Origin of the sequence: Rhizobium sp. AC44/96 (genome assembly GCF_001692185.1) — a bacterium.
In the GTDB taxonomy this organism is placed as follows: domain Bacteria; phylum Pseudomonadota; class Alphaproteobacteria; order Rhizobiales; family Rhizobiaceae; genus Rhizobium.
Map to the genome: position 1 here is coordinate 131990 of NZ_LXKO01000001.1, position 16653 is coordinate 148642.

Below are 16653 nucleotides of genomic sequence, written 5' to 3' on the forward strand. Positions count from 1 at the left end.
TGGAATTATCCGGCGGTAGTGGCAAAGAAAAGGCAAGGCGGCGCGGCCGCCCTGTTGGAATGTGCCGTCGATTTTGCCGGCACGTCGTCCGGCTGTCAGCGACCGGCGACGCACATCTGTTGATGCGTCATCGCCGACCGTTCAAGCAGTATCAGTCACGCAGCAGTTCGTTGATGCCGGTCTTCGAGCGGGTCTTCTCATCGACCGTCTTGACGATTACGGCGCAGTAGAGATGCGGCGCGGCAAGACCGTTCGGCATGGTGGCATTGCCCGACGGCATGGAGCCGGCGACGACGACCGAGTAAGGCGGTACTTCGCCGTAGAAGACTTCGCCGGTGGCGCGGTTGACGATCTTGGTCGACTTGCCGATGTAGACGCCCATGCCAAGGACCGAGCCCTCGCGGATGATGCAGCCTTCCACGACTTCCGAGCGAGCACCGATAAAGCAGTTGTCTTCGATGATCGTCGGGCCGGCCTGCATCGGCTCAAGCACGCCGCCGATGCCGACGCCGCCCGAAAGATGCACATGCTTGCCGATCTGCGCGCAGGAGCCGACCGTCGCCCAGGTATCGACCATCGTGCCCTCGTCGACGAAGGCGCCGAGGTTGACGAAGGACGGCATCAGCACGACATTCTTGGCGATGTAGGCGGAGCGGCGGACGACGCAGTTCGGCACGGCACGGAAGCCGGCGGCGCGATACTCGCTCTCGCCCCAGTTCTCGAACTTTGACGGCACCTTGTCCCACCAGGTCGAGTTGCCCGAACCGCCCTTGACGACTTCCATGTCGTTCAGGCGGAAGGACAGGAGAACGGCCTTCTTCAGCCACTGATTGACCTTCCATGCGCCGTCGCTGCCGCGCTCGGCAACGCGCGCCTTGCCACCGTCGAGAAGTTCGAGCGCTGCTTCAACGGCATCGCGAACTTCGCCCTTGGTGGAGATGTTCACGTTGTCGCGGTTGTCGAAGGCGGCTTCGATGGTCTTTTCGAGGGAGGTAAGGTCGGTGGCGCTCATGGGAATTCCTTAAACTTCGATCTTTATCGTGGAGACCGAAGCCTCCGGGAATTGTGATAGGCGGGGTGCGATCTGCTCTATCGCATGCACGGGTAAAATGGAATGATTTTTCGGGACAGGATCACTCTCCCGATCAACGGCATGAAACGACATACCGGCAAATGCTGCCGGCGGTACTGAAAGGCATTTCGACATGGCAAAGGGAAGAAACGGCAGGCTGAGGCGCAAGGATGGCGTCTGGGATCCGTTGAAGACGAGCGAAACCGACAGGCAGCGCGCCGAGGCGGTGCCGAAGACGCCGCAGACGCTGTCGCCGGCCTATCGCCTTGCATATGCCGACGAAGATTTCCTCTGCCGGGAGGAGCTGCGCCCGATCCGCCTGCAGCTTGAATTGATGAAGACCGAAATGATGCTGACGGAACGCGGCATCAAATCAACAGTCGTCATGTTCGGCGGTGCCCGCATCCCGGCGCCCGGCCAGAGCGCCTGGGCCGCGCGCAACGAGACGCAGCGCGCCAATCTGGAGGCCGCATCGGTCTATTACGACGAGGCGCGCAAGTTTGCGCGGCTCTGCTCGAAATACTCGGCCGGCTTCGATTTCCATGAATATGTCGTCGTCACCGGCGGCGGCCCGGGCGTCATGGAGGCGGGCAACCGCGGCGCCGCTGACGAGGGCGCGCCCTCGATCGGTCTCAACATCGTGCTGCCGCACGAGCAGGCGCCGAACGTCTATGTGACGCCGGAGCTCAGCTTCAATTTCCACTACTTCGCCATCCGCAAGATGCACTTCATGGTGCGCGCCAAGGCGATTGCCGTCTTTCCCGGTGGCTTCGGCACGCTCGACGAGTTCTTCGAGTGCCTGACGCTGATCCAGACGGGCCGCATGGAGAAGATGCCGCTCATTCTCTTCGGGGAAAAATTCTGGCGCAGCATCATCAATTTCGAGGCGCTGGCCGAGTTCGGCACGATCGCGCCCGATGATGTCAATCTCATCAGCTTCGTCGATACGGCCGATGCAGCCTGGAAGATCATCCAGGACTTCTACGAGCATCACGAATAAGAAAAGCCCGCCGCGCTGGTCGCGGCGGGCTCCGTTTTCGGTAAGCGATTGCTTACGGGAACGGGCGATCGGGCATGTCGGCGATCGAAATCACGCCGTCCTTGTTGCGATCCATCCACGTAAAGAACTTCTCGAAGGCGGCTTCGACTTCCTGCTTGGAAATCTGGCCGTTTTCGTCGGTATCGATGCGCTGCATCATCATCATTTCGCGCATCATGCCACCGCCGCGCATGCCGTGGCGGCCGGGGCCACCATCAGGTCCACCCGGAGGCGGGGCAGGCTGGGCAGTGTCGGCGTCGGCCGGCGGCGGCGCGGGTGCTCCGTCATCCGACGTCATGTCATCGTCCGGCGCCTTGGCCTTGGCCATCTGCGCTTCACGATACTTGCGGATTTCGCCGGGGGTCAGTGACCCGTCATTGTTGGTGTCGATCGCGGCAAAGATTGCTTCCATGCCGGTCTTTGCTTCGTCCTTGGTAATCTGGCCGTCCTTGTTCGTGTCGAACTGCTGAAGCATGCGGACGAACACGACTTCACGGATCATGGGCATGGACGGTCCGCCGCCCATCATTCTCATGTGATGCGGCTTCGGCGGATGCTTGTGCTTGTCGCCGGCCGCGGCAAAACTGCTGCCGGCTGCAGCACCGACAATCAAGACGGAGGAAAGTGCGGCCAGTATCAGCTTGTTCCGAGACATCTGAGTTCCTTTCAGTGTGCAATCTCGTTGGGATCACAGACGAAAAGGTAGGGCCGATATCTTATTTTGCCCAATTAAAGATCGGTAAGCTGGGTGAACTTTCTGTAACTTAGCCGATAATCTTTCCAAGGAAATCAGCGAGATCGTCGGTGACGTAGTCGACATGGTCGTCTTCGCCACTGGTCTTCTCCCACCATTCGACAACGGTTTCTTCGAGGTTGTTCGGCACCAGCAGAACCGTCTGCATGCCGAGCGCCTTCGGAACCTTGAGGTTGCGTGGCAGGTCCTCGAACATCGCCGCCTTGCCCGTTTCGACGCGCTTCAAGGCTGCGAACTTGTCATAGGTCGCCTGTGCCGGCTTCGGCACGAAATCGGCGGCAACGATATCGAAGATGTCGTCGAAGTGGTCGAGAATGCCAAGCGCACCGGCCGTCATTTCAGCATGCTTGACGCTGCCGTTGGTGAAGATGAACTTGCGGCCGGGAAGGGCCTTGATCGCAGCACCGAGTTCCGGCTGAGCCGTCAGGCTCGAATAGTCGATCGCATGGGCCTTCTCGAGGAAGTCGTTGGGGTCGATGCCGTGATGGATCATCAGCCCCTGCAGCGTCGTTCCATGGTCGAGGTAATACTGCTTCTGCAGCTTGCGCGCCTCGTCTCGCTCCATCCGCAACAGCGTCGAGACATAGCTCGTCATGTTCTTGTCGATCTGCGCGAACAGATTGACGTGATGCGGGTAGAGCGTGTTGTCGAGATCGAAAACCCACTCGGTCACGTGCGAGAAATCTGTCTTGGATGGGGTGCGCTCAATCTTTGTCATGGCCGCGTTATGCCACGGCTTGCCACGCAAGGAAATCGGCAAGAAAAAATAGACGCCCGATTTGCGGCGGACGCAGTCGGGAAGGGATGGTAGAACGCTTCATGCTCTTCGATCTGCCCAATGACGACGCGCTCTACGATGCGCTGATTGCCCGCAGCGCGGCCTATGAGGGTCGCGCCTATGTCTGCGTCAAGACAACAGGCATCTTCTGCCGGCTGACCAGCCCGGCCCGCAAGCCGAAGCGTGAGAATACGCTGTTCTACGATTCCATCTCTACCTGCATGCAGTCGGGATTTCGGCCCTGCCAACGGTGCCGGCCATTGGAAGAGGCGGGCAGGGAGCCGATCGTCGACCAGCTGCTCTCGGCGCTTGACGGCGATCCAGCGGCGCGATGGACGGAAGATGATCTGATCGCGCAGGGCTACGATCCCTCGACCGTGCGACGGGCTTTCAAGCGATCCCTTGGCATGACCTTTCTCGATATCGCCCGCTATCGGCGTCTCGGCGAGGCGGCCAAGCAACTGGCGAACGGCGCGCGCGTCATCGACGCGCAGATCGAGGCGGGCTACGAATCGGGCAGTGGCTTTCGGGCCGCGTTCCAGCGGTCGATCGGCAAGGCCCCTGCCATGTCCCAGAATCGCAATCTTCTGTTCGCCGATTGGTTCGAAACGCCGCTTGGCCCGATGGTCGCCGTGGCCGATCAGACGCATCTGCATCTTCTTGAATTTCACGACCGCAAGGCGCTGCCTGCGGAACTGGAGAAGCTGCAGCGCAAGACGCGCTCCTCGGTCGCAGCCGGCCGCACGCCGGCGATCGATCAGATCGAAGCCGAGTTGACGGCCTATTTCGCGGGCAAATCGGCGATCTTCGGGACACCGCTTGCGCTCGGTTTCGGCACGTCGTTCGAACGCGAGGTCTGGTCCAAGCTGGTGGACATACCGGTTGGTGAGACGCGAGCCTATGGCGACATTGCACGCGGCATGAACAACCCGCAGACGGTGCGCGCCGTCGGTCGCGCCAATGGTGCAAACCAGATGGCGATCATCATCCCTTGTCACCGGCTGATAGGCGCCGACGGGTCGGTGACCGGCTACGGTGGCGGCCTCTGGCGCAAGCAATGGCTTCTGCGACACGAAAATGAGATGAAAACCAGAGCATTGTCTATGGAGGAGATCCAATGAATCAGGCTGAAAAGGCGAGTGCGTTCGGCGCGCTGCACCAGAAGGGCAATCCTGTCGTTCTTTACAATGTGTGGGACGCCGGAACGGCAAAGGCCGTGACGGAGGCCGGTGCTAAAGCTCTGGCGACGGGAAGCTGGTCGGTCGCCGCGGCGCAGGGCTATGGCGATGGTGAGAAGATCCCGATGGCGGCGTTGGTCGCCACGACCTGCCAGATCACCGCGGTCAACGATCTGCCGCTCTCCGTCGATTTCGAAGGCGCCTATTCCACCGATCCGGCGGGCGCTGCCGCCAATGTCGAAAAGCTGATCGACGCCGGCGCTATCGGTATCAATTTCGAAGATCAGGTGGTTGGCGGCGAAGGCCTGCATCCGGTTGAGAAGCAGGTCGCCCGCATCCGCGCCATCCGCGAGATGGCCGACCGTCGCGGCGTGGCATTCTTCATCAACGCACGCACCGACCTGTTCTTGCGTGAAGGCGATCTTTCGAAGCACGCCGGTCTGGTTGAGGAAGCGATCGAGCGTGGCAAGGCCTACGCTGCCGCCGGCGCCAACGGCTTCTTTGTGCCCTGGCTGATCGATGAGGGGCTGATCGAGAAGGTCTGCGCCGCGTCGCCGCTGCCGGTCAACATCATGATGCGGCCGGGCGCGCCTGACGTGAAGACGCTGGCGAAGCTCGGCGTTGCCCGTGTCAGCTACGGACCGGGACCATATCGGGCGATGATGAAAAAGCTGAAAGAGGCAGCCGCGGCGGTTTACGGGACGCTATGAAATAGTCCCCTCCCCAACCCCTCCCCACAAGGGGGAGGGGCTTGCTGGGGGCACCCTCTCCACCAAGCCGAAGTCTCTCAACGGACTTTAGTGACGGGACTTTACGCAGACGTTGCCACGAATTAGCCCCTCCCCCTTGTGGGGAGGGGTTGGGGAGGGGAATTCATCCCGCCCGAAAAAGGGAAAAGACCGCCGTTACGGAACGATCAGCGTTCCCGCGCCGTGCTCGGTAAAGATCTCGAGCAGGACCGAATGGGCGGTCTTGCCGTTCAGGATGACGACGCCCTGGACGCCGGCCTTGATCGCATCGATGCAGGTCTCGACCTTCGGGATCATGCCGCCGGAAATCGTGCCGTCGGCGATCAGCGCATGTGCCTGCGCGACGGAGAGTTCCTTGATCAGGTTGCCCTGCTTGTCGAGGACACCGGGAACGTCGGTCAGGAAGAGCAGGCGGGTGGCGTTTAGCGCACCGGCAATCGCGCCGGCAAAGGTGTCGGCGTTGATGTTGTAGGTCGCGCCGTCGCGGCCGGGAGCAACCGGGGCGATGACGGGGATCATCTCTGAACGGGCGAGCAGATCGAGCAGCGTGCGGTCGACTTCAACCACTTCGCCGACGAAGCCGAGATCGAGCACGCGCTCGATGTTGGAATCGGGGTCCTTGATCTTCTTCTGCGCCTTTTCGGCGAAGACCATGTTGCCGTCCTTGCCGCAGAGGCCGATCGCCCATTCGCCCGTCTGGTTGATGAGGGCGACGATCTCCTTGTTGATCGAGCCGGCGAGCACCATCTCAACGATCTCAACCGTCTTGGCGTCGGTAACGCGCAATCCGCCTTCGAACTTCGATTCGATGCCCATCTTCGTCAGCATCGCGCCGATCTGCGGCCCGCCGCCGTGAACGACGATCGGATTGACGCCGGATTGCTTGAGAAGCGCGATATCACTGGCGAAAGCCTTGCCGAGTTCGGGGTTGCCCATGGCATGGCCGCCGTACTTCACGACGATGGTCTTGTTTTCGTAACGCTGCATGAAAGGCAGAGCCTGCGCAAGCAGACGTGCCTGGGTTTCGCTTTCGGACTGGTTCATGGGATACCCCGTGGAATTGTTCGCGGCCTTTTATCCCAAGTTTTTGACAGATGGAATAATCCACACTGCATTAGTTGCCGTATCTGGTCGCATTCGGGTGCGTTGCCGAGCACGACGAATCTCCTTTGGGTTGGTCGCATGGCAGGGAAGAGGCGCTGCATGGGGAGCGAGGACATTGCAGGGATGATCGGCCGCGTTGCACTCGGCGATCGAAAAGCCTTCGCCTCGCTCTATCGCGACACCAGCCCGAAACTTTTTTCCATATGTCTGCGTATCCTGAAAGACCGCGTGGAGGCGGAGGAGGCGTTGCAGGAAGTCTATATCAAGATCTGGCAGCGCGCTTCAGTCTTTGCGGCTGATACCGGCGCCCCGTCGTCATGGCTGGCGACAATTGCGCGCAATCAGGCAATTGACACGCTACGCGGTCGAAAGCCGGTGGCGGACGAATTGGACACGGCGTACGATCTTGCGGATGGCGATCTTGATCCCGAAGCGCAGACTGTGCTGCGCGATGAAGGAAGGCGGATTGACACCTGCATGGAAGAGTTGGAAGCTGAACGTGCGACGGCGGTCCGACAGGCCTATGTCGAAGGGCTGAGCTATCAGGAGCTCGCCGATCAGTTTGGCGTACCCTTGAATACGATGCGCACGTGGCTGCGACGCAGCCTCTTGAAGCTGAGAGAGTGCATGGAACGATGACATCATCGGATCAAAGCAAGGGAGGCCGCTCGCGCGACGAAGTACTCGCAGGCGAGTATGTGCTTGGTGTTCTCTCCTTCAAGGATCGGCGGGTAGTCGAAGAGCGAATGCGCCGCGACCGACAGTTTGCCGCCATCGTCAGTCGCTGGGAAACAAATCTCTCAAGCTTCAATGAAGACTACGACGTCGTGTCTCCCACCCAGGAAACCTTCAAGCAGGTCGAAGCACGCCTGTTCGGCGTGCCGGAAGCGAGCGGCGCGCCTGCGTTGGGCCTCTGGAATTCGGTCGTGTTCTGGCGGTCGCTGACTGCCGCGTCGCTTCTGGTGGCGGCTGCGTCCCTGGTTCTTGCATTCGCGACGGTCTCCCCACCCAAACCGGGGGCGCCGCTCATCGCTGAACTCTCGGCGCCGAACAGCCAGATCAACCTGATGGCGTCATACGAGACCGCAAGCGGCCGGATGAAGATCATCCCGGTTGCTGCGGGCAAACCGGAAGAGAAGTCGCTCGAGCTCTGGATGGTGCCCACCGATGGGGCGCCCAAATCGCTCGGCATATTCCCGCCGGGACAGGCCGGGGAACTTGTCATACCGGCCGATATGCGTGCGACCCTCGGGGAGGGCACCACGCTTGCGGTCAGCCTCGAACCGTTCGGCGGATCACGCACAGGCGCGCCGACCGGCCCGGTGGTTGCCAGCGGCGCTGCGCACAGGCCGTAATTATTTCTGAAACTCTTTTTGCGGGCGCTCCGTAGATCCTCAAGTCCTCGCGGCATTCAGGCATTGGGCTTGGCCGACGTGGACGCAAGAGGAGAACAATTATGCTCAAGTCCGCATTGCGCATCGTCGCGCTTTCCACCGCCGTTTCCACGCTCGCCTTCGCCGCACAGGCAAAGAACCCGATGGTAGGCGGTGCCGCAATGTATCCGACGAAGAACATTGTCGAGAATGCCGTGAACTCCAAGGATCACACAACGCTGGTTGCTGCCGTCAAGGAAGCCGGGCTTGTCTCGACGCTCGAAGGCAAGGGCCCGCTCACAGTCTTTGCGCCGACCAACGAAGCCTTCGCGGCTTTGCCTGCCGGTACGGTCGATACGCTGCTGAAGCCTGAGAACAAGGCCAAGCTGACAAAGATCCTGACCTGCCATGTCGTTGCCGCTGATGCGATGGCCAAGACCGTCGCGAAGATGATCAAGGCAGATGGCGGCGAGCACGATATCAAGACCGTTGGCGGCTGCGTGCTGAAGGCCAGGGAGAGCATGGGCAAGATCACGCTCACTGACGAAAACGGTGACGTTGCCCATGTGACCATCGCGGACGTCAAACAGTCGAATGGCGTCATTCACGTGGTCGACAAGGTTCTGCTGCCGAAGATGTAAGCAAGTTCAGGCAGTCCCGAGAGGCGCCCTATTCCACCCCGGGGCGCCTTTCACTTCCAGTTGGCGACCCCGACCGTCTGGGCGATGGCAGCACGCAAATCGTCCAGCCCTTCGCTCTTTTCCGACGACGTTGCGATGATTTCAGGATAGGCCGCGGGGCGCTTCTTGATCTTCTCCGCTGTCTCGGCAAGCAGCTTCACGACAGCTGGCGGCTTGATCTTGTCCGTCTTGGTCAGGACGACCTGATAGGAAACGGCCGCCTTGTCGAGAAGGTCGAGGACCTCGTCGTCGTTCTTCTTGATACCGTGGCGGCTGTCGATCAGCACGTAGACGCGCTTCAGCGTCGCGCGGCCGCGCAGATAGTCGAAGACCAGTTTGGTCCAGGCGTCCACGTGTTCCTTCGGCGCCTGCGCATAACCGTAGCCCGGCATGTCGACGAGCGCCATTGGCGGCAGGTCGCCGCCTTCGCCGGAATACCCGTCCGGAACGAAGTAGTTGAGTTCCTGCGTGCGCCCCGGTGTGTTCGATGTCCGCGCCAAGCCCTTGTGGCTGACAAGCGCATTGATCAGCGACGACTTGCCAACATTCGAGCGGCCGGCAAAAGCCACTTCCGCTGGTCCTTCCGGAGGTAGGAATTTCAGGGAGGGCACGCCGCGGATGAAGATCCACGTGCGGCCGAAGAGCGGCTTGTCGTTGTTCTCGGTCATTCGGCCTTTTCCAGCACGTCCAAATCCAGTGAGCCTATGGCATTCAGGTTTCGGGTCATTTTGTCAACCGGCCGCGCGAACACTGTCACCCAAGGGAGCACCTAGCGGTCGCGCAGCCATAAAAGAAAAGCCCCGCCGAAGCGGGGCTTTCCATCATTTCTCGGTGGGCGCCGGCTTTCGTTTGAAGAGCCCCTTCAGGTTGCTGAAGAGCTCGATCTTCACGCCATGGCGCTTCATGATCACCGACTGCTGGATCACCGAAAGCGTGTTGTTCCAGGCCCAGTAGATGACCAGACCGGCCGGGAAGCTTGCCAGCATGAAGGTGAAGACCAGCGGCATCCAATTGAAGATCATCGCCTGCGTCGGATCCGGCGGTGTCGGGTTCATGCGCATCTGCAGGAACATCGTGACGCCCATGATCAGCGGCCAGACGCCGAGATGCAGGAAGGTCGGAGCGGCGAACGGCAGCAGGCCGAACAGGTTGATGAACGAGGTCGGATCGGGCGCCGAAAGGTCCTGGATCCAACCGAAGAACGGCGCGTGGCGCATCTCGATGGTGATGTAGATCACCTTGTAGAGCGAGAAGAAGATCGGGATCTGCAGCGCGATCGGCCAGCAACCGGCGATCGGGTTGATCTTCTCTTCCTTGTAAAGCGCCATGGTCGCCTGCTGCAGGCCCATGCGGTCGTCGCCGAACTTGGCCTTCAGCTCTTCCATCTTCGGCTGCACGCGCTTCATGTTCGCCATCGAAGCGTACTGCTTGCTGGCGAGCGGGAAGAACAGCGCCTTGACGACGATGGTCGTCAGCAGGATCGCCACGCCGAAGTTGCCGAAGTAGCGGAAGAAGAAGTCCATCAGCTTGAACATCGGCTTCGTCAGGAAGTAGAACCAGCCCCAGTCGATCAGGCGATCGAAGCGCGGGATCTGGTAGCTATCCTTGTAGCCGTCGATGACGGGAACTTCCTTGGCGCCGGCGAACACGAGGTTCTTCAGCTCGAGCGACTGGCCAGGAGCGACGGTAACGGCGTTCTGCTTGTAGTCTGCCTGGAAACGCGGCTGACCATCCGTGAAGTGCGTGAAGCGTGCATCATACGGGGTCTGCTGCGGCGGAACGATCGTTGCCGCCCAGTATTTGTCGGTGATGCCGAGCCAGCCGCCGGTTGCCGTTGCCGGCGTCACGGCTTCCTTCTCGACAGCAGCGTACTTGCTCTCGAGCAGGCTGTCGCCAATCACACCGATGAAGCCTTCGTGCAGCACGTAGGTCGATGCGACTGCAGGCTTGTTGTAGCGGGTAACGCGGCCATAGGAGGACAATGCCGCCGGAGCCTGGCCCGCATTGGTGACCTTGTCGGTGACCGTGAACATGTAGTGCTGATCGACCGAGATCGTGCGGGCGAAGGTGATGCCCTTGTCATTGGTATAGGTGAGCGTAACCGGCGTCGTTTCGGTCAGCTTGGCGCCTTCCGGCGCGGTCCACACGGTCGAGGGACCCGGAACGTTGCCGGTGGCAGCGTCGCCGATGTAGCCGAGTTCGGCGAAGTAGCCGTCCTTCGTCTCCGACGGGCTGAAGAGCGTGATGATCGGGCTCGAGTCATCCACGGTCTCGTGGTAGCCCTTGAGCTTCAGGTCATCGAGGCGGGCGCCGACGAGGTTGATCGAGCCGGCAAGAGCGGCGGTATCGATCGTAACGCGCGGGTTCTTGGCAAGCGCGTCTGCGAGCGATGTCGTCGCGGCAGCCTGGCCGGAAGGAGCGGCACCGTTCGTCTGGGCCGTGCCCGCGCCGCCCGCGGCAGGCGTCTGCACCTGCTCGGTCTGCTGCTGGGCCTTCTGAGCCAGTTCGGCCTTCCGCTGCGCTTCGATGCGCGGATTCATATAAAGGAATTGCCAGCCGAGAACGATCAGCACCGAGAGGGCGATCGCAATGAAGTAGTTGCGGTTGTTTTGCATCATACGTTCCTGGAGCGTCCGTCTCCGGACCGCTTGTGTTTCGGCTTGGTCTCGACGCGAGCCTTGAGCTCTGCGGCTAATTCTTTGAAGGATGCCTGAAGCACGTCCCTTCGCGCGACAACCACATAGTCGTGTCCGGGCTGCATTGCAAACCCCGCATGAAGTCGCACTGCCTCTTTCAGGCGTCGCCTCATCCGGTTTCGTTCGACCGCATTGCCGTGTTTTTTGGTAACGGTGAAGCCGACGCGGGCTTCGGTCTCGGGTTCTTTCCGGTTGAGCACCTCAAGCAGGAAGAAACCACCCTTGCGTTTTTCGCCCTGGCGAACAGCAAGAAACTGCGGGCGGCTTTTAAGCCGCCCGGCAGTCATTTTTTCATTCTTGGTCGTCAATTCGCCCGCCATCACTTATCGGGCAATTCCGGCCTTAGGCCGAAAGACGCTTGCGGCCGCGACCGCGGCGAGCAACGATGACCTTACGGCCGCCCTTGGTAGCCATACGTGCACGGAAACCGTGGCGACGCTTGCGGACAAGCTTGGATGGTTGGTAGGTACGCTTCATTTATTTAAACACCGCGGAGTGCGGCCCTTCTTGAATTTGCATATTGCAAGGAGCGTTATTTTTCGAACGGGCGGGGCCAAAAGCCACTATGACCGGACGTGCGGCGGCTTATACGGATGAAGATCCAATAAGTCAATTATCGCAGGCCGAATCCGCCGGTTTCGCCTCTAGGGTGCTAAATCTCGCGCAACCCGTTAAGGTTTGTGACGGTGCCTAAACCTTTGGCAGTCACAATTTTTTTCTCATGCTGCAATCGTTCCGCGCGGATATCGCGCGATCTGCTCGTATCTGCTGCAAAAATATACGCAGCAACCACTAAGCACGGGTAATTTATTATAGTTATCTCGCCAACCATCCGAAATCTAACGTTAATTTATTTGAGCCAAATTTAGCTATCAGCCGGAGGAGTGCTTTTCGGCGCGTTGTGCTAGTGGGGGTTTTCAGTGAAGATTAGTGGCAAGATCAATTTGCTCGTTTCGGCAATGTGCGGCGTTGCACTGCTGATCGGAGCGACGGCGCTTTATGCAGTTCATGAATATAACGACAACCTGTCGGCCTATGAAGATGCCGCCGCGCGCGCCTACTCCGGTGAGCGGTTGAACCGTTTCGTGACTGCGACCGTCATGGAAGCCCGCGGGATCTATGGCGCGCCGACGACGAAGGATGCCGGCGCATTCGCCAAGGGCCTGCTGGCGGACCTCGATCAGATCGACCAGGTCATAGCCTCCTGGCAGCCGCTCATTCCGGAAAGCCAGAAAGAGTCTTTCGGCAAGCTGATGGATCGCGCCAAGGAATTCCGCTCGTTCCGCGCCGAGACCGCACGGCTTGGCACCGAGGTCGACCCGAAGGCTGCCAACGAGCAGGGCAACAACGACGCCAACCGTGCGAACCGCAAGGCTTTCCAGGCTGAGATCGATGCGATCGTGGCGACCGACAAGGCGACGCTCGAAGCCGTCAACCAGCAGATCGAGAGCTTCCGCTCGTCGATCCTCTGGCTGGTGCTTGGCATCACGGGTATCGGCATCGCGGTCGGCGTGGGCCTTGGTCTTTATATTGGCAGCGTGCAGCTCAGCCGCCCGATCAAGAAGGTCACGGATGCGATCAAGAACGTTGCCGATGGCAATTTTGATGCCGAAGTTCCGTTCGCCGGACGCCAGGATGAAATCGGCGAAATGGCAGCAGCCGTCGCCGTCTTCAAGGAAAACGGTCTGGCCGTTCGCCGCATGAACGCGCAGGAAGCCGCCATGCGCGCCAAGAGCGACGACCTGCAGTCAAGCATGTCGGTCGTGGTCGCAGCCGCTGCCGCCGGTGATTTCAGCCGCCGCATCGAAAAGGATTATGGCGACGAGAACCTCAACCAGTTCGCCGGCAACATCAACAACCTGCTGTCGGGCGTCGATGGCGGTGTCGGCGAAACCCGCCGCGTGATCGCCAGCCTTGCGGATGGTGACCTGACGCAGACCATGCATGGTAATTTCCAGGGTGCCTTTGCCGAGCTGCAGAAGAACGTCAACAGCACCTTTGCGACGCTGCAGACGACGATGCGCGAAGTTCGCGAAACTGCCGAAGCCTTCAACGGCAACACCAACGAACTGCGTTCGGCAAGCGACGATCTCTCCAAGCGCACCGAACAGCAGGCCGCTGCTCTCGAGGAAACCTCGGCAGCGCTCGACGAGATCACCGCCGTCGTCAACAACTCGACGGAACGAGCTCAGGAGGCCAGCGTCATGGTCACCGAAGCCAAGGATGATGCCGGCAAGTCGGGTGTGGTCGTGCGCAATGCCGTCGAGGCCATGGGCCGCATCGAGCAGGCATCCCGCGAGATCAGCCAGATCATCAACGTGATTGACGAAATCGCCTTCCAGACCAACCTGCTCGCACTGAACGCCGGTGTCGAAGCTGCGCGCGCTGGTGAAGCCGGCAAGGGCTTTGCAGTTGTTGCACAGGAAGTCCGAGAGCTGGCACAGCGCTCGGCGACGGCGGCCAAGGACATCAAGGGCCTGATTACCAAGTCGGGTGACGAGGTTCAGGTCGGCGTCAAGCTCGTCCAAGCGACCGGCGAGGCACTCTCGCAGATCGAGCGCCGTGTCAACGCGATCAACGATCATATCCATTCGATCGCAACGGCTGCCAAGGAGCAGTCGACAGGTCTCAAGGAAGTCAACACCGCGGTCAACCAGATGGACCAGGTCACGCAGCAGAACGCCGCGATGGTGGAAGAAACCTCGGCTGCGACCCACAAGCTTTCGGCCGAAGCCGATGGCCTTGTACGCCTGATCTCGCGCTTCAAGGTCTCGAGCGGACATGCGGCAGCACCCGTGGCGGTCGCGCGTTATGAAGAGCACCGCCCCGTCGCATCGCCTGCACGCCGCGCCATGAACAGCGTCGCCCGTGCATTCAACGGCAATGCCGCCGTCGCCGAGCAGAACTGGGAAGAATTCTGATCTCCGACACGTTTGACTGAATAGGGAACGCCGCCTCCGGGCGGCGTTCGTGTTTTTGCTGTCAGGATCGTGCCACTTGCTCGCAAACATTTGAAAACGCGTCTCCATAGTTTATTATAGAAGACTGATCTGTGGCGCTGGACGCCGAGTGGACAAATGCGATGCCGGCCTCTGACCAAGCAGACAAACTTTCCGCAAGCACGACCGCCTCCGACGGCGGCAGCGATGCGCGCCGCCCCTTGGGCCTGTTCGGTGGTCTTTCCGGCAAGCTCCTCTGGCTGATCGTCGTCTGCATCATGCTGGCTGAAGTGCTGATCTTCTTCCCGTCGGTCAGCGCCATGCGCCTGCGCTGGCTAGACGAGCGGCTGAGTGCTGCTGCCGCAGCCGCCATCGTTATCGATGGCCTGCAGCCGGTGGAGCTCACGCGCGCCCTGCAGAAGGAAACGCTCGACGCGACTGGGACGAAGGCGATCGTCCTGCGAAAGGACGGCACCTCGCGCCTCCTGGCGACTTCGGATATGCCGACCTCCGTCGATGAGCAGTATGACCTGACCAATGTGCCGGCGCTGACGGCCATCGGCGACGCGCTCGATACGCTGATCTTCGGTGGTGACAGGATGATCCGCGTCTATGGCCCGGTCCAGGACACCAACACTGGCGTTGAAGTGGTGATGAAGGACAAGCATCTGCGCAATGCGATGCTGCTCTATTCCCGCAACGTCTTCCTGCTGTCGATCCTGATTTCGCTGTTTACCGCGACGCTGATCTTCTTCGCGCTCAACCGCATCCTGATTCATCCGATCCGCCGCCTGACCGGGAGCATGCAGGAATTCTCCTCCGATCCCGAGAAGCCGGAGCATGTTTTCGCGAGCGATGGCGGCCGCGACGAGCTCTCCGTTGCCGGCCGGCATCTGAGCGCCATGCAGCTGGAATTGCAAAAGACGCTGAAGCAGCAGAAAAATCTTGCCGCCCTCGGGCTGGCCGTCTCCAAGATCAATCACGACATGCGCAATATCCTCGCCTCGGCGCAGCTCATGTCCGACCGCCTCGTCGATGTCGACGATCCCATGGTGAAGCGTTTCGCGCCGAAGCTGCTGCGTACGATCGACCGCGCCGTCGGCTATACGACGGAGGTGCTCTCTTATGGTCAGGCAACCGAATCGGCCCCACGGCGACGCGCGGTCAGGCTCTCGGTGCTGATCGAGGATGTGAAGGACATGCTGGCGATCGACGTGCAGAGTGGCGTCGAGTTTGTCGAGCAGGTGGGCTTGGACCTTGAGGTGGACGCCGACAACGAGCAGCTCTTCCGCGTCATCCACAATCTCTGCCGCAACGCGCTGCAGGCGCTGACGGCCATGGGCGACGCCGGCAATGCCGAGGTGGTCAAACGCATCACCGTTTCGGCGCAGCGCGTCGGCAGTGTCGTCAGCATCATCGTCGACGACACAGGCCCCGGCATGCCGCCAAAGGCCCGCCAGAACCTCTTTGCCGCGTTCCGTGGCTCGGCCCGTTCGGGCGGCACGGGACTGGGGCTGGCCATCGCGCGCGAGCTCGTGCTGGCGCATGGGGGAACAATCGCGCTTGTGGAAAAACCATCGGTCGGAACCCAGTTCCGTATCGAGATTCCGGATCGCCCGGTTTCGCTGGAGGATTACCGCAGCCGCACCCTGCATGAAAAGTAATGCGATTTCCGCATTCCAGTCTTGTGTGACAAGAACTGTTATTTTTTGAAAAAGCCTATTGCAATCGCTCAAAGGACCCTTTAGAGAACCGCTCACGCCAGCGGGACACACCGCTGCAGACGCACCCGTAGCTCAGCTGGATAGAGCACCAGACTACGAATCTGGGGGTCAGGAGTTCGAATCTCTTCGGGTGCGCCATTCCTTCCAATCTCTTCTGTAGAAGCCTTAGAACGCCTGGATTGATCCGGTTCGCTTTCGCTCGAATCTAATGGCCTACGCCAGTTCTGGCATTCCCGCTTTACCCATTTCCTTCGACGATAAGGCGCACACTGGCCTTACGCCGTACATTCGGCAGCGAGCGCCATCGGCGGCGATTTGTCATTGCTGTAGTCGAACCTGCGGCCAATCGATTCCTCTGCACGACTAGGCTGCAGTCAGCCTGGTCAAAGGGGCGTGGCATAAGCTTGTATTGGTCATCTGCTCGGTCGTCGAGACTGTCGGCGCAGCAAACCCAACAGCAGCTGGCGATCCAGTCCTTGTCGATCGCCAACTCCGCGCCGACGAAGATCCTGAGCCTGTTCCAGTAGCAGCTGCGCGGTTAAACGCGCCGGCGCTTGCGCCTTGAAT

General features: G+C 60.5%; 16 protein-coding genes and 1 tRNA gene. 9 read left to right on the forward strand and 8 right to left on the reverse strand.

Going from position 1 to position 16653, the window contains the following annotated elements; all coding sequences use genetic code 11:
* Positions 1–151: 151 nt before the first annotated feature.
* Positions 152–1012, reverse strand: coding sequence for a 2,3,4,5-tetrahydropyridine-2,6-dicarboxylate N-succinyltransferase (dapD, locus tag A6U87_RS00625; RefSeq protein ID WP_065689320.1), 861 nt, complete (start codon positions 1010–1012; stop codon positions 152–154).
* Positions 1013–1205: 193 nt separating this feature from the next.
* Here dapD and A6U87_RS00630 point away from each other — a divergent pair, with 193 nt between their 5' ends.
* Entirely contained in the window at positions 1206–2072 is an 867-nt protein-coding gene (locus tag A6U87_RS00630; RefSeq protein ID WP_065689321.1) for an LOG family protein, read from the forward strand.
* 52 nt (positions 2073–2124) lie between these two features.
* On the opposite strand, the gene A6U87_RS00635 is transcribed toward A6U87_RS00630, so the two are convergent.
* Positions 2125–2766, reverse strand: a complete 642-nt coding sequence (locus A6U87_RS00635) for an EF-hand domain-containing protein (protein WP_065689322.1) — start codon at positions 2764–2766, stop codon at positions 2125–2127.
* Between the two features lie 109 nt (positions 2767–2875).
* Positions 2876–3583 carry a pyrimidine 5'-nucleotidase gene (locus A6U87_RS00640; RefSeq protein ID WP_065689323.1) on the reverse strand — a complete coding sequence of 236 codons (708 nt, stop codon included), beginning with the start codon at positions 3581–3583 and terminating at the stop codon, positions 2876–2878.
* Between the two features lie 101 nt (positions 3584–3684).
* Between A6U87_RS00640 and A6U87_RS00645 the strand changes: the two genes are divergently transcribed.
* The gene (locus A6U87_RS00645) at positions 3685–4764 is read left to right on the forward strand and encodes a bifunctional transcriptional activator/DNA repair enzyme AdaA (RefSeq protein ID WP_065690187.1); all 1080 of its coding nucleotides are present in this window, start codon (positions 3685–3687) and stop codon (positions 4762–4764) included.
* On the forward strand, positions 4761–5531 hold the full coding sequence (locus tag A6U87_RS00650; RefSeq protein ID WP_065689324.1) for an isocitrate lyase/phosphoenolpyruvate mutase family protein: 771 nt from the start codon (positions 4761–4763) through the stop codon (positions 5529–5531). The genes A6U87_RS00645 and A6U87_RS00650 overlap by 4 nt, the downstream gene beginning before the upstream one ends.
* A gap of 195 nt (positions 5532–5726) precedes the next feature.
* Here the strand turns inward: A6U87_RS00650 and argB are convergent, their stop codons facing one another.
* Positions 5727–6614: an acetylglutamate kinase gene (gene argB / locus A6U87_RS00655; RefSeq protein WP_056816975.1), complete on the reverse strand. Its 888-nt coding sequence runs from the start codon at positions 6612–6614 to the stop codon at positions 5727–5729.
* A 159-nt stretch (positions 6615–6773) separates the two neighbouring features.
* On the opposite strand from argB, the gene A6U87_RS00660 reads away from it, so the two are divergent.
* The 3 genes from A6U87_RS00660 (at position 6774) to A6U87_RS00670 (ending at position 8688) form a co-directional block, all read left to right on the forward strand.
* On the forward strand, positions 6774–7313 hold the full coding sequence (locus A6U87_RS00660) for a sigma-70 family RNA polymerase sigma factor (RefSeq protein WP_065689325.1): 540 nt from the start codon (positions 6774–6776) through the stop codon (positions 7311–7313).
* A complete protein-coding gene (locus A6U87_RS00665; protein ID WP_065689326.1) occupies positions 7310–8029 on the forward strand; it encodes an anti-sigma factor in 720 nt (239 codons plus the stop codon). The genes A6U87_RS00660 and A6U87_RS00665 overlap by 4 nt, the downstream gene beginning before the upstream one ends.
* A gap of 101 nt (positions 8030–8130) precedes the next feature.
* Positions 8131–8688 carry a fasciclin domain-containing protein gene (locus A6U87_RS00670; RefSeq protein WP_065689327.1) on the forward strand — a complete coding sequence of 186 codons (558 nt, stop codon included), beginning with the start codon at positions 8131–8133 and terminating at the stop codon, positions 8686–8688.
* Positions 8689–8738: 50 nt separating this feature from the next.
* Here A6U87_RS00670 and yihA read toward each other — a convergent pair whose 3' ends face one another.
* From yihA to rpmH, 4 genes are all read right to left on the reverse strand, one after another.
* Entirely contained in the window at positions 8739–9395 is a 657-nt protein-coding gene (yihA, locus tag A6U87_RS00675; protein ID WP_065689328.1) for a ribosome biogenesis GTP-binding protein YihA/YsxC, read from the reverse strand.
* Between the two features lie 153 nt (positions 9396–9548).
* Positions 9549–11342 (reverse strand): membrane protein insertase YidC, encoded by a 1794-nt coding sequence (gene yidC / locus A6U87_RS00680; protein WP_065689329.1) that lies wholly within the window; start codon positions 11340–11342, stop codon positions 9549–9551.
* Entirely contained in the window at positions 11342–11743 is a 402-nt protein-coding gene (rnpA, locus tag A6U87_RS00685; RefSeq protein ID WP_065689330.1) for a ribonuclease P protein component, read from the reverse strand. The genes yidC and rnpA overlap by 1 nt, the downstream gene beginning before the upstream one ends.
* Before the next feature lie 22 nt (positions 11744–11765).
* Positions 11766–11900, reverse strand: coding sequence for a 50S ribosomal protein L34 (gene rpmH, locus A6U87_RS00690; protein WP_065689331.1), 135 nt, complete (start codon positions 11898–11900; stop codon positions 11766–11768).
* A gap of 443 nt (positions 11901–12343) precedes the next feature.
* On the opposite strand from rpmH, the gene A6U87_RS00695 reads away from it, so the two are divergent.
* The 3 genes from A6U87_RS00695 (at position 12344) to A6U87_RS00705 (ending at position 16224) form a co-directional block, all read left to right on the forward strand.
* Positions 12344–14344: a methyl-accepting chemotaxis protein gene (locus tag A6U87_RS00695; protein ID WP_065689332.1), complete on the forward strand. Its 2001-nt coding sequence runs from the start codon at positions 12344–12346 to the stop codon at positions 14342–14344.
* A gap of 161 nt (positions 14345–14505) precedes the next feature.
* Positions 14506–16026: a HAMP domain-containing sensor histidine kinase gene (locus A6U87_RS00700; protein WP_065690188.1), complete on the forward strand. Its 1521-nt coding sequence runs from the start codon at positions 14506–14508 to the stop codon at positions 16024–16026.
* Positions 16027–16147: 121 nt separating this feature from the next.
* Positions 16148–16224 (forward strand) — tRNA-Arg (locus A6U87_RS00705).
* The last annotated feature ends 429 nt before the right edge of the window (positions 16225–16653 follow it).